This window comes from Nocardioides sp. NPDC127503 (genome assembly GCF_040302165.1).
Classification (GTDB): Bacteria; Actinomycetota; Actinomycetes; order Propionibacteriales; family Nocardioidaceae; genus Nocardioides.
In genome coordinates, this window is the sequence record NZ_JBEORH010000007.1 from 291,503 (window position 1) to 303,270 (window position 11,768).

The 11,768-nt window shown below is 67.5% G+C and carries 16 protein-coding genes; 10 read left to right on the forward strand and 6 right to left on the reverse strand.

What is annotated here, in order from left to right; genetic code table 11:
* Positions 1-12: 12 nt before the first annotated feature.
* The gene (locus tag ABTW65_RS17985) at positions 13-333 is read right to left on the reverse strand and encodes an ArsR/SmtB family transcription factor (RefSeq protein ID WP_350662476.1); all 321 of its coding nucleotides are present in this window, start codon (positions 331-333) and stop codon (positions 13-15) included.
* A 76-nt stretch (positions 334-409) separates the two neighbouring features.
* On the opposite strand from ABTW65_RS17985, the gene ABTW65_RS17990 reads away from it, so the two are divergent.
* Entirely contained in the window at positions 410-1,150 is a 741-nt protein-coding gene (locus tag ABTW65_RS17990; protein WP_350662586.1) for an NADPH-dependent F420 reductase, read from the forward strand.
* A gap of 19 nt (positions 1,151-1,169) precedes the next feature.
* Here the strand turns inward: ABTW65_RS17990 and ABTW65_RS17995 are convergent, their stop codons facing one another.
* Positions 1,170-2,114, reverse strand: coding sequence for an SMP-30/gluconolactonase/LRE family protein (locus tag ABTW65_RS17995; RefSeq protein WP_350662478.1), 945 nt, complete (start codon positions 2,112-2,114; stop codon positions 1,170-1,172).
* 104 nt (positions 2,115-2,218) lie between these two features.
* On the opposite strand from ABTW65_RS17995, the gene ABTW65_RS18000 reads away from it, so the two are divergent.
* Together ABTW65_RS18000 and ABTW65_RS18005 are read left to right on the forward strand one after the other, a co-directional pair.
* Positions 2,219-2,668: an Lrp/AsnC family transcriptional regulator gene (locus tag ABTW65_RS18000; protein WP_350662481.1), complete on the forward strand. Its 450-nt coding sequence runs from the start codon at positions 2,219-2,221 to the stop codon at positions 2,666-2,668.
* Between the two features lie 128 nt (positions 2,669-2,796).
* A complete protein-coding gene (locus ABTW65_RS18005; protein ID WP_350662483.1) occupies positions 2,797-5,121 on the forward strand; it encodes an arylsulfatase in 2,325 nt (774 codons plus the stop codon).
* Between the two features lie 33 nt (positions 5,122-5,154).
* On the opposite strand, the gene ABTW65_RS18010 is transcribed toward ABTW65_RS18005, so the two are convergent.
* Complete coding sequence (locus ABTW65_RS18010) at positions 5,155-5,508, reverse strand: nuclear transport factor 2 family protein (RefSeq protein ID WP_350662484.1); 354 nt, start codon at positions 5,506-5,508, stop codon at positions 5,155-5,157.
* Between the two features lie 117 nt (positions 5,509-5,625).
* Here ABTW65_RS18010 and ABTW65_RS18015 point away from each other — a divergent pair, with 117 nt between their 5' ends.
* Complete coding sequence (locus ABTW65_RS18015) at positions 5,626-6,420, forward strand: helix-turn-helix domain-containing protein (protein WP_350662486.1); 795 nt, start codon at positions 5,626-5,628, stop codon at positions 6,418-6,420.
* Positions 6,421-6,447: 27 nt separating this feature from the next.
* Here ABTW65_RS18015 and ABTW65_RS18020 read toward each other — a convergent pair whose 3' ends face one another.
* On the reverse strand, positions 6,448-7,353 hold the full coding sequence (locus ABTW65_RS18020; protein WP_350662488.1) for an SDR family NAD(P)-dependent oxidoreductase: 906 nt from the start codon (positions 7,351-7,353) through the stop codon (positions 6,448-6,450).
* A 102-nt stretch (positions 7,354-7,455) separates the two neighbouring features.
* Here ABTW65_RS18020 and ABTW65_RS18025 point away from each other — a divergent pair, with 102 nt between their 5' ends.
* Positions 7,456-8,118 (forward strand): TetR/AcrR family transcriptional regulator, encoded by a 663-nt coding sequence (locus tag ABTW65_RS18025; RefSeq protein ID WP_350662490.1) that lies wholly within the window; start codon positions 7,456-7,458, stop codon positions 8,116-8,118.
* Between the two features lies 1 nt (position 8,119).
* On the opposite strand, the gene ABTW65_RS18030 is transcribed toward ABTW65_RS18025, so the two are convergent.
* Positions 8,120-8,572 carry an Lrp/AsnC family transcriptional regulator gene (locus ABTW65_RS18030; protein WP_350662492.1) on the reverse strand — a complete coding sequence of 151 codons (453 nt, stop codon included), beginning with the start codon at positions 8,570-8,572 and terminating at the stop codon, positions 8,120-8,122.
* Positions 8,573-8,636: 64 nt separating this feature from the next.
* Between ABTW65_RS18030 and ABTW65_RS18035 the strand changes: the two genes are divergently transcribed.
* The 5 genes from ABTW65_RS18035 to ABTW65_RS18055 are packed head-to-tail and all read left to right on the forward strand — an operon-like array spanning position 8,637 to position 11,064.
* Positions 8,637-9,365, forward strand: a complete 729-nt coding sequence (locus tag ABTW65_RS18035; protein WP_350662495.1) for an AzlC family ABC transporter permease — start codon at positions 8,637-8,639, stop codon at positions 9,363-9,365.
* Complete coding sequence (locus ABTW65_RS18040; RefSeq protein WP_350662497.1) at positions 9,358-9,687, forward strand: branched-chain amino acid transporter permease; 330 nt, start codon at positions 9,358-9,360, stop codon at positions 9,685-9,687. The genes ABTW65_RS18035 and ABTW65_RS18040 overlap by 8 nt, the downstream gene beginning before the upstream one ends.
* A gap of 29 nt (positions 9,688-9,716) precedes the next feature.
* Positions 9,717-10,115, forward strand: coding sequence for a low affinity iron permease family protein (locus ABTW65_RS18045; RefSeq protein WP_350662499.1), 399 nt, complete (start codon positions 9,717-9,719; stop codon positions 10,113-10,115).
* A 34-nt stretch (positions 10,116-10,149) separates the two neighbouring features.
* Positions 10,150-10,479 carry a nuclear transport factor 2-like protein gene (locus tag ABTW65_RS18050; protein WP_350662501.1) on the forward strand — a complete coding sequence of 110 codons (330 nt, stop codon included), beginning with the start codon at positions 10,150-10,152 and terminating at the stop codon, positions 10,477-10,479.
* A gap of 6 nt (positions 10,480-10,485) precedes the next feature.
* On the forward strand, positions 10,486-11,064 hold the full coding sequence (locus ABTW65_RS18055) for a DUF1349 domain-containing protein (RefSeq protein ID WP_350662503.1): 579 nt from the start codon (positions 10,486-10,488) through the stop codon (positions 11,062-11,064).
* Between the two features lie 5 nt (positions 11,065-11,069).
* On the opposite strand, the gene arr is transcribed toward ABTW65_RS18055, so the two are convergent.
* On the reverse strand, positions 11,070-11,480 hold the full coding sequence (gene arr, locus ABTW65_RS18060) for an NAD(+)--rifampin ADP-ribosyltransferase (RefSeq protein WP_350662505.1): 411 nt from the start codon (positions 11,478-11,480) through the stop codon (positions 11,070-11,072).
* Between the last annotated feature and the right edge of the window lie 288 nt (positions 11,481-11,768).

The window sequence follows — 11,768 nt, forward strand, 5'->3', positions numbered from 1 at the left end:
GGAACGCTCCCGTCACGATGCCTCGCGTAGGACCAGTTCGAGCAGGCCGGGAAAGCGTGCCTCGAGGTCCTCGCGTCGCAGGCGGTTCATGCGGCGTACGCCCACATCGTGCTGGTGGATGATGCCCGCCTCACGCAGGGTCCGGAAGTGCCGGGTCCCTGCGGCCTTGCTGACAGGCAGCGGGAACTCGGTGCAGGGCGTGGGGTCGGCCGAGGCGGCGAGCTGGACCACGATGCCCCGTCGGATCGGGTCTACCAGCGCCGACATGACCTGGAACAGGTCGAGCTCGTCCCGCTCGGGGTGCGTGAGGGGAGTCGAGGTGCGGCTGGCCATGTGCTGAGTATCCCGCACTCTATGTTTAAATGAAGGTGAACATAGCGGCGGAACGTCTCCGCACGCACAGTCCACCATCTTCTTCGGATCGAGGATCAGATTGTCCAGGCTCGGAATCATCGGCAGCGGGAACATCGGGACGGCCATCGCCCGGTTGGCGGTGGCTGGCGGCGTACCCGTCGTCATCGCCAACTCACGGGGACCGGAGAGCCTGGCTGACCTGGTGGCGGAGCTGGGTCCGCTGGCCATGGCGGGAACGACCGAGGAGGCGGCGGCCGCAGGCGAGGTCGTGGTGCTCTCGGTGCCGCTGCCGGCCCATACGAGCATCCAGCCGTCGCTGCTCGACGGCAAGGTGGTGCTGGACACCGGCAACTACTACCCGTACCGGGACGGCCGCATCCGCGAGCTCGACGACGAGCAGGTCACCACCAGCGAGCTCGTGCAGCGGCACTTCGCGGGCGCGCATCTGGTCAAGGCGTTCAACAGCATCCTGGCTCACCACATCCCGCTGCTCGCCCGGCCTTCAGGAGCCGCCGACCGCACGGCCCTGCCGATCGCCGGCGATGACCAGCAGGCGAAGTCCGTCGCGGCCGCCATGATCGACCGCCTGGGCTACGACGTACACGATGCGGGATCCCTCGCCGAGAGCTGGCGCTTCGAGCCGGAGGCCGCCGGCTACACCCGCGTCTACCTCGCCGACCAGTCGACCCCTGTCGAGGACATGTTGACCGCGGCCCCCGCTCCGGTCGACGCCGCGCGCCTCGCCGCCGTGCTCGAGAGTGCTGAGCGCGTACGGGTCGCGGACCGCGCCTTCTGACGCCCCGCGTCGCTGCTGGCTAGAGCCAGGGGCGGCGTCCGGGGCCGGTCGGGTGGGTGCCGGTGACTCCCATGACGACTGAGTAGAGGCTGGTCTCGGCGGTGATGAAGAGGCGGTTGCGCTTGGCGCCGCCCCAGGAGATGTTGGAGGCGGCTTCGGGGACGTTCAGGCGGCCGATGAGGGTGCCGTCGGGGTCGTAGCAGTGCACGCCGTCGTTCATCGCGGCGACCCAGAGCCGGCCGCCGTCGTCGAAGCGGAGGTTGTCGAAGCGGGCGTCGGCGCGGGCTTCGGCCTCGGCGAAGACCTCGCCGGCGGAGAGGGTGCCGTCCTCGCGTACGTCGAAGACCCAGATCTTGCCGGCGCGGGTGTCGGAGACGAAGAGCTGGCGCTCGTCGGGGGAGAAGACCAGTCCGTTCGGCGCGCCGAAGCAATCGGCTACGAGGTGGACCTCGCCGGTGGCGGGGTCGATCCGATAGACGTTGTTGGATCCGATCTCGCTCTCGGCGCGGTAGCCCTCGTAGTCGCTGGTGATGCCGAAGTCGGGGTCGGAGAACCAGATCGAGCCGTCGGACTTAACGGTCGCGTCATTGGGGCTGTTCAGGCGTTTGCCCTGCCAGCGCTCGGCCAGCACGGTGACCGTGCCGTCGTGCTCGGTCCTGGTGACCCGGCGGTTGCCCTGCTCGCAGGTGATCAGCCGGCACTCGCGGTCGAGGGTGTTGCCGTTGGTGTGCCCGGCGGCGCGGCGGAAGACGCTGACGTTCCCGGTCTCCTCGTCCCAGCGCAGCATCCGGTCGTTGGGGATGTCGCTCCAGACCACCTGGCGCCAAGCGGGGATATAGATCGGCCCCTCGGCCCAGCGGCACCCGGTGAACAGGACCTCCAGCGCCTCGTCACCGTTCATGCACCGCCCGGTGCGGAACCGGTCGTCAAGCATCTCGTACAGCCCAGGGCGATCGCTGCTCATGGAGTCCACTCCTCAATATCCATTATGCCGAATGTGAATCGGTCTGGGATCGAGACTGCAGGATCAGATATGGTCAGCGCAAGATATTTCTGAACGGAGAGCCTGTGGACCAGATCGATCGTGAGCTGTTGGCCGAGCTCCAGCGCGACGCCACCCAGTCCTACGCCACCCTCGGACAGGCCGTCGGCCTCTCCGCGGGCGCCGCTCACGAGCGCGTACGCAAGCTGCGTGAGGGCGGCGTCATCCGCCGCACCACCGCCGACGTGGATCCGGCCGCCGTGGGCAGCTCCGTCCTCGCGTACGTCATGGTCGACTCGACGACGTGGATGGGGGACTCGGCGGAGGCGTTCGCCGCGCTCCCGGAGATCGTGGAGGCGCACATCATCGCGGGCAGCGCCTCCGTGCTGGTGAAGGTCAGGACCGCGACCACCGAGCAGCTGCAGGACGTGCTGCGCCGGATCTACGCCATCGAGGGCGTCAGCGGAACGCAGGCGACGGTGGTCCTGGAGACCTTCTTCGAGCGGCCGCTCTCACCTATGACTCCGGATCAGTGAGCCGGGCGGACACCCCGGGCGAAGCGCGCTGAGGGTCGTGACTCACACGAATTGGGTGAAGCGATCACGGCAACGTGTGCCAACTGTGGAGGTGCGTTGTCCGGAATCCGTGGAGAAGAGGACGAGTCGTGGCCGACAAGGAATTCAACGGCGTCATCAATCTGGACGTCCGGGACTCGGTCCCGGACTGGTCCCCGTACGTGCTTCCCACAGCGAGGGATGGCGCTCCCAACGTGCTCGTCGTCCTCTATGACGACACCGGCATGGCCACCTGGTCGCCGTACGGTGGTCGGGTCAACATGCCGACGCTGGAGCGCCTGGCCGACAACGGACTGACCTACACCCAGTGGCACACCACCGCGCTGTGCTCGCCGACCCGGTCCTGTCTGCTGACCGGGCGCAACCACACCACGAACCGGGTCGCCTCGATCATGGAAGGAACCAACGGGTTCCCGGGGCAGGCAGGCCGCATTCCGGAGGAGTGCGCCACCATCGGGCACATCCTGCAGGACAACGGGTACAGCACGTTCTGGCTGGGCAAGAACCACAACGTTCCCGAGGAGGACAATTCCGCCGGGGCCAGCCGCAAGCAATGGCCGCTGCAGCAGGGCTTCGACCGGTTCTATGGCTTCCTCGGTGGCGAGACCAACAACTGGTATCCCGACCTGGCCGAGGACAACCACTACATCGAGCAGCCCTACACCCCTGAAGACGGCTACCACCTCTCCAAGGACCTCGCCGACCAGGCGATCCAGATGCTGCGCGACCAAAAGGCGTCCAACCCGTCGAAGCCCTGGTACATGTGGTTCTGCCCCGGCGCCAACCACGCGCCGCACCACGCACCGGACGAGTACATCGACAAGTACAAGGGCGCCTTCGACGACGGCTACGACGCCTATCGCGAATGGGTGCTCGCCCGGATGATCGAGAAGGGCATCCTGCCCGAGGGCACTGAACTGACCCCGTGGAACCCTGTCGCCGAGGACCAGGCCAACCCGGCCGACCACGTGACGCCGTGGGACGAGCTCAGCGACGATGAGAAGCGGCTCTTCGCTCGGATGGCTGAGGTCTTCGCCGGATTCAGCGAATACACCGATGCCCAGGTCGGTAGGGTCATCGACTACCTGGAGGAGACCGGTCAGCTGGACAACACGGTGGTGTTCTACTGCGCCGACAACGGCGCGTCGGGCGAGGGATCGGACGCCGGCTCGGTCAACGAGAACAAGTTCTTCAACAACTATCCCGACGAGCTCGCGGAGAATCTCGCGATGCTGGACCAGCTCGGCTCGCCGGAGACGTACAACCACTATCCGACCGGCTGGGCGGCCGCCTTCAGCACACCGTTCCAGATGTTCAAACGGTACAGCCAGTACTCCGGCGGCACCTGCGACCCGTTGGTCATCCACTGGCCGGCCGGAATCCAGGCGAAGGGCGAGATCCGGCACCAGTATCACCACGTGACCGACATCGTGCCGACGATCCTGGAGCTCGCCGGCCTGGAGATGCCGGAGGTCTACCGCGGTGTCGAGCAGGAGCCGCTGCCCGGCGTCTCGATGGCATACAGCTTCGACAACGCCGACGCGCCGACCCTGAAGAAGCGGCAGTACTACTGCATGCTCGGCACCCGAGGCATCTGGCAGGACGGCTGGAAGGCAGCAGCCACGCACGCGCCGATCTCGGGGAGGGGGCACTTCGACCAGGACCGCTGGGAGCTGTACCACGTCGACGAGGACCGGGCGGAGTCGAAGGACTTGGCCGACCAGTATCCCGAGAAGGTGCAGGAGCTGGTCGCTGCCTGGTTCGAGGAAGCCGAGAAGTACCACGGACTTCCGCTCGACGACCGCTCAGCGCTGGAGATGATCACCGTCGAACGACCTCAGGCAGAGCCTCCGCGCAACCGGTACATCTACTACCCCGGCAGTGGCGCCGTCCCGGAGGGTGTCGCGGTCAACGTGCGCGGGCGCTCGTACAAGATCATCGCGGACGTCGACATCAGCGAGGGGGCCGAAGGCGTGATCTTCGCCCACGGGTCCCGGTTCGGTGGGCACGCCCTGTTCATCAAGGACAGCAAACTGCACTACGTCTACAACTTCCTCGGCATTCCGCCGGAGCAGACCTTCATCTCGGAGAGACTGACTCCGGGTCCGCATGCGCTGGGCATGGAGTTCATCCGAGAGGGTGCCGGGCCGCACAAGGAGTCGGTCGGCACCACCAACCTCTACGTCGACGACCAGATCGTCGCCACGGGGGAGATGCGTGCTCAGATCGGCAAGTTCACCCTGTGCGGCGACGGCCTCTGTGTCGGCTTCGACAGTGCCGATGCGGTCAGCCGCAGCTACCGGGCACCGTTCACGTTCACCGGGGGAAAGATCCTCGGCGTCGGCGTCGATGTCAGCGACAAGAGCTACCTCGATCTCGAGACCGAGGCTCTCGCAGCCTTGGCCCGCGACTGAGCGGCTTGTCGCCGACACCGGTCACCCTGAGTCTCAGGCGGGAACCTTGTCCAGGAAGCCGCGTACGTCACGGATCCGCTGGTCCGCGTCGACCACGACCACGTCGAAGCCGATGACGACCGGCTCCTGGCCGGCCGGTCCCAGACCCCACTGGAACCGGGACTGCTGGTGATGGGTGTCGACGGCGCCCACAGGCGTGAACACGAAGTCCGGGAACTGCTCGCGTACGGCCTGGATGGTCGCCCCGACGGCCTCACGGCCCTGGACGTCGGCAAGCGGGTCGACATAGACGCAGTCGTCGGACCAGTGCTTGGCCAGCAGCTCGGTGAGCACCGACTCGTCGGTGGCGTTCCAGGTGTCCAGGTAGCGCGTCACGATGTCGTTCATGGTGTCTTCCTTCTCTCGGATCGGGTTGCCAGGAGAAGGTTCGCCGCCGGACGGTGCACCGGTCGATAACCTCCGAGGTCATGGCCGTTGCGATGCCGGGTTGGCTAGCCTCGGGCCGTGATCTCAACCGCGACGTCACCGTCTCCGTCAGCGTCGGTCGGCAGCGAGCTTCGCCGCTGGCGCGAGCTGCGGTCCCTGAGCCAGCTCGCGCTCGCCACGCAGGCCGAGGTGAGCACCCGGCACGTGAGCTACGTCGAGAACGGACGCTCCCGGCCGACTCCGGAGATGATCGTCCGGCTGGCCGAGGTGATGCGGGTGCCCATGGCCGAGCAGAACCGGCTCCTGCTTGCCGGCGGGTTCGCGCCTCGCTATCCGCACCGCGCCACCGACGACGACGCGCTCGCGCCGGTGATGGCCGGCCTCCGCAGCCTGTTGGACGCCCATGCGCCGTACCCGGCCCTGCTTCTCGACGACCACTGGGACATCGTCGATGCCAACGAGCCAGTCGACGGGCTGCTGGCCGGCTGTGACCCCAGCCTGCTCGAGCCTCCGCTGAACGTGATCCGGCTCTGCCTGCATCCGCGAGGACTCGCCCCGCGCATCCGCAACCTTCCCGTCTGGCGCGCCCACCTGCTTCACCAGCTCGGCCGGCGCATCACCCACACCGGCGGTGACCCGGCCCTGGTCGCGCTCCGCGACGAGGTCACCGCCTATCCCTCCGGCGACGGGCCGTCCGTCCGGCCGCAGGCCGACCCGGTCGTCCCGCTCGAGATCGACGCCGGCGGCCACGTGCTGCGCTTCTTCAGTGTCGCCAGCCAGATCGAGAGCGCCTCGGACGTCACGCTCAACGGCCTCCATCTGGAGACCTTCGTCCCCGCCGACGACCGGACGCGACAGGCGCTCAGCCCGTGACCAACCGTTCCCGCTGCACGGCGCGGTTCAGCTGTCGAGGGGTATGCGTACGCCGGTGAGCTCCTCGGAGACGTTCCAGAGCCGCTGCTGGGTCTGCAGGTCGTACGAGAACGGGCTGGAGGTCACCAGCTTCGGATATCCGCGCATCTCGCCCCAGCCGCCGGGTCCGTAGTACTGGCCGCCGAGGACGGCCGGGTCGGTGGCGGCGCGCAGGGTGGGCAGGGCGCCCATCTCGGCGGGCTGGGTGATCAGCGGCGCGAGCCAGGTGATGGGCGCCCGAAGCGCGGCGGGCGTGTTGCGCGTGAGCTCGGTGTTGGAGCCACCGGGATGAGCGGCCACCGCGACCGTGGTGCCGTGCGGTGCGAGTCGGCGCTGAAGCTCGTAGGTGAACATCAGGTTGGCGAGCTTGGCCTGACCGTACGCCGCGACGCGGCTGTAGGAGCGCTCCCACTGCAGGTCGTCGAAGTGGATGCCGGCCCGGATGCGGTGGCCAAAGCTACTGACCGTGACGATCCGCGAACCCGGGACGGGAAGGAGCTGTTCCAGCAGCAGACCGGTGAAGGCGAAGTGGCCGAGGTGGTTGGTGCCGAACTGCAGCTCGAAGCCGTCGGCGGTGGTCTGCTTCGGCGTGTACATCACGCCGGCGTTGTTGATCAGAAGGTCGATCCGCGGATGGGCGGCGCGGAGATCGGCCGCCGCCGATCGGATCGAGTCCAGGGAGGTCAGGTCGAGGACCTGGACGGAGACGTCGCCGTCGATGCGCGCGGCCGCCTGCTTCCCCTTCTCGACGTCGCGGACGGCCAGGACCACTTGGGCTCCGTGACCGGCGAGCATCCGCGCGGTCTCGAAGCCGAGTCCGGTGTTGGCGCCGGTCACGATCGCCACCCTGCCCTGCTGGTCGGGGATGTGCTGCTCGGTCCAGGTCTCGCTCATTGTCCACTCCCTAAAGAACCACTGGTCTGTTATCGACATCCAACTTAAGAGACCGGTGGTCTAATGTCAAGGGACCGGCGGTCTTTAAGTTACTCTGGGGCGGTGACATTCCAACGGGCGCGAAGCGACGAGCAACGAGAGATCCGCCGCCGGGCGATCCTGGACACGGCGGCGGCGATGCTCGACGAGATGCCGGTGGCCGAGGTGAGCCTCAATGAGCTCAGCCGGCGGGTGGGACTGGCCAAGTCGAACGTCCTGCGCTACTTCGAGTCGCGCGAGGCGGTGCTGCTCGAGCTGCTGGACGACTACTGGGGAACGTGGCTCGAGGAGCTTGCGGAGGAGCTGACCGCGGGTATCGAGGCCGGCGCGTCACCCGAGGTGCGGGCGGACCAGCTGGCCGAGATCCTCAGCCGATCGTTGGCGGACCGGATGGTGCTCTGCGACCTCTTCGGCGCGCAGGGTGGCGTTCTCGAGCACAATGTGTCGGTCGAGGTCGTCAAGCGTCACAAGCGCGCCTCCCGCGCGAAGCTCGCGACCATGGTCGAGCTCGTACGCCGCCACCTGCCCGAGCTCGGTGACGGCGCCCAGACGTTCTGGCTGATGAGCCTGATCTCGGCGGGCGCCCTGGCGGCGTACGTCCCGCCGCCGCCCAGCGTCCTCGCCGCCTATGCGGACGAACCAGACCTCGGCGTACTCCAGCTGGATATGCGCGACTCCCTGCGGACGACTTTCACCGCGGCGCTCGTGGGCGTGCTGCCGCGCTGACCTACCCCTTGATCAGCCGCATGGTCTGGTGCGAGAGCAGCCTGTTCACCGCGGGCAGCCGGGAGATCGTCCCGACGATGAGGGCCTCGTACGCATCGGGGTCGGCGACCTGGACGCGCAGGTAGTAGTCGGGCTGGCCGAGCATGCGGCGCATCTCGGTGACCTCGGGGACGGCGACGGCGGCGGTCTCGAAGTCCTCGATGGTCTTGCCGTCGTTGACGGCGATGTCGATGGCCACGATGACCTCGAACCCGCGTCCGCCGCTCTTCGGGTCGATGCTGGCGTGGTAGCCCTTGATCACCCCGTCGCGCTCGAGCCGCTGCACCCGCCGCAGGCATGGCGCCGGGGTGAGTCCGACCCGCCGGGCCAGCTCGGCGTTGCTCAGTCGAGCGTCGTCTTCGAGCTCGGCAATGATTGCTCGATCCAGGTCATCAACCGCATGATCGTTGCGCACAGAGGCACTTTAGCATCGCCATCGGGCAACCCAAGGGCGTCAGATCTTTCCTAGGCTTGCGGATATGCAAGTGATGGATTCGGAGGCAGCTCACCAGGCGCGCGACGAGGCGCGCAGCGAGGTCGCGGCGGGATGGCGCATCGTGCTTCCCGCCTGTGTCGCGGTCGTCCCGCTGGGACTCGCGCTCGGCGTACTGGTCGTCCAGTCCGGGCTGGCCTGGTGGTGGGCGCCGGTGCTCGGCGCCGTCGTGTTCGCCGGCTCCATGGAGTTCCTGCTGGTCGGTCTCCTGGCCGCCGCGGCTCCGCTGGCGCAGATCGCGGTCAGCACGCTGCTGGTGAACTTCCGGCACGTCTTCTACGCCATCTCGTTCCCGATGCACCGGGTGCACGGCCGCGGGTGGAAGGCCTACAGCACCTTCGCCCTGACTGACGAGGCGTACGCGCTCACCGCGACGCCGGATGCGGCCGGCTGGACGCGGACGCGGATCATCAGCATCCAGGCGTTCTTCCACGTGGCGTGGGTGCTCTGCGTGGCCGCCGGCGCCGGGCTGGGCTCGCTGATCCCGCCGCAGGTGGTCGGCCTCGACTTCGCCGTCACCGCGCTGTTCGTGGTGCTGGGGATGGAGGCGTACAAGGTCCGTAGGTCGGTGCCGATCTCGGTTCTCGCGCTGGGCTGCGCGATCGTCGCGGCGCTGATCTCGCGGGACAACATGCTGCTGATCGCGATGGGCCTGTTCTGTGCCGCGCTGGTCTGCTCGTACGTCCTCGCCGCCCGCAGGAGCAGCCGTGGCTGACCCCTGGTACGTCCTGTCCGCCGTCCTCGTCTCCGCGGCCGTCACCTGGACCCTTCGCGCGGCCCCGTTCGCGATGCTCGCTCCGCTGCGGCACAGCGCGCTGCTGGCCTATATCGGCGACCGGATGCCGGTCGGGGTGATGGTCATCCTCGCCGCCTACACCCTCCGCGACACCGACCCTGTCGTGCTGACGTCGGTCGGGCCGGCCGCCCTCGCCCTCGCGACCACGATCGGGCTGCATCTGTGGCGAGGCAGCATGACGCTGAGCATCTTCGCCGGCACGGCTGCGTACGTCCTGGTCACCTCGGTCATCGCGGCCTGAGGTGCTCTGATCGCGACTACGGTGTCCGCATGACCGTAGAGAACAGTGCCAGGAAGTCTCGTCAGCGAGGCGATGGACGGAACGGGTTCGAGCGCTTCGTGGAGGTGGTCACCTCTGTGGTCAGCCATGCTCCTTTCTTCTATGTGATCGTGGGCGTCCTGCTGTTGTGGGCGGTGAGCTTCCCCTTCTGGTCCTCGAGCACCAAGTGGGAGCTGGCCGTGCACACGGGCTCCTCGGTGCTCTCGCTGCTCTTGCTGGTGCTGCTCCAGAACGCCGGGCGGCGCTCGGAGGAGGCTTCCCACGAGAAGCTCAATGTGATCGCGTCTGCCCTCTCTGATCTCATGGAGTCGCGGGCCCGCGACGACGAGGACCTCACCGACTCGGTGCGGATCCTGCGCGAGGCCGTGGGGCTCGAAGAGCGACACTGAACCCTGGCTACACATCCGATGAGAAGGAGTGCACATGACAGATCAGACGATCCCTGAGCCGGTCGCGACCTTCATCGAGGCCGTCAACCGGCACGACGAGTCCGCGTTCCTCGACGCCTTCACAGAGAGTGGAGCCGTCGACGACTGGGGCCGTGTCTTCACCGGACGCGAGCAGATCAAGGGGTGGAGCGACAACGAGTTCATCGGCGCGCACGGCACCCTCGCCGTCGAGGAGGTTCAGGCCGCGGACGCCACCGTGACCGTCATCGGTGACTGGCGCTCCACCCACGCCAACGGTCGCTCGAAGTTCGTCTTCGACATCGACGGCGACCGCCTCACCAAGATGACGATTCGCGAGGGCTGACGCGCCTTGACCTCGATCAGCTGGGGGAGTGGGCGCTGGACCCATCCGCCCGTCGCCGCTGTCGAGCGCGGCTCTGACCTCCTCGTCACCGCCGCCGAGGGGAGCGACGCGTGGCGTACGACCTCCTACGGGTTCGTCCACGACAGCGAGCACGCCCTGCTGGCTCCCTTCGACCAGGACACCGCCGTCGAGGTCGAGTTCACGGCCGCCTTCTCGCAGCAGTTCGACCAGGCCGGGATCTTCGTACGCGTCAGCGAGACGCACTGGGTCAAGGCGGGCGTCGAGTACGCCGACGGTCGTCCGCAGCTCGGTGCCGTCGTCACCGACGGCAGGTCCGACTGGTCGCTGGCGCCGGTGCCCGACTGGCGCGACCGCAAGGTCCTCATGCGGGTCAGTCGATCGGGCGACGCGCTCACCATCCGCGCCGCGGTCGACGGTGGGTATCTTCAGCTCGTCCGACTCGTTCCGTTCGCTCCGGACCTCGTCGCCGAGGCCGGGCCGTTCACCTGCGCCCCTACGCGGGCGGGGCTCACGATCCCCTTCCACGCCTGGCGCACGACTTCGGCCGACGCCGACCTCCACTGACCGGCCTAGTTGATGATCTCGGCCCGGTCGTCGGTCCGGATGGCGGCGAGGCGGTCTCGCCACGCCTGCAAGGCCTCGGGGGTCAGTCGCGTCCAGTCGTGGACCTCGGAGACGATCCGGAGCGGTGCGCTGCTGCGGTAGGAGCGGGTCGGGTTGCCGGGGAACTTCTTGTCGGTGACGTTGGGGTCGTTCTCGTACTCCCCGGTCGGCTCGACGAGGTAGACCCGTGGCTCTCCGTCGCCGGGGGCGATCTCGGCGGCTAGGCCGGCGCCGTCGGGGAGGGCGGTGAAGTAGATGTGGTTCATCACGACATCGGGCTTGTAGTTCGACCGGAACCCGGCGGTGAGTAGATCTCCTTCGCGAAGGTCGGCCTTTGTGCCGTGGTAGAACGGCCCTTTGTCCAGCGGCTCACTCATGTCTGCAGGTTATTCGACGGGTCGGGCACTTGTGCTCGGGTTCCAGCGTGGGTGGGGCCAATACGTTGTTTGGGTTGGGAGATTTAGAAGCAGGGTGTCTGGGTGGGGTGCCATTTGGCTGTCTTGCGGGCTTCCAGCAGCGGTCTGGGTTTTCGTGGGGATATCTGTCCCTGATTGGGTTCAGTGGTTTTGCGTTGTGTGGTAGGCTCGGCACAGGCGTAAACGTGAAGGCCGACCACCTCGAAAGAGGCGTGCCCTATCCATCCGAGACACAACGGGTGGCGGGTA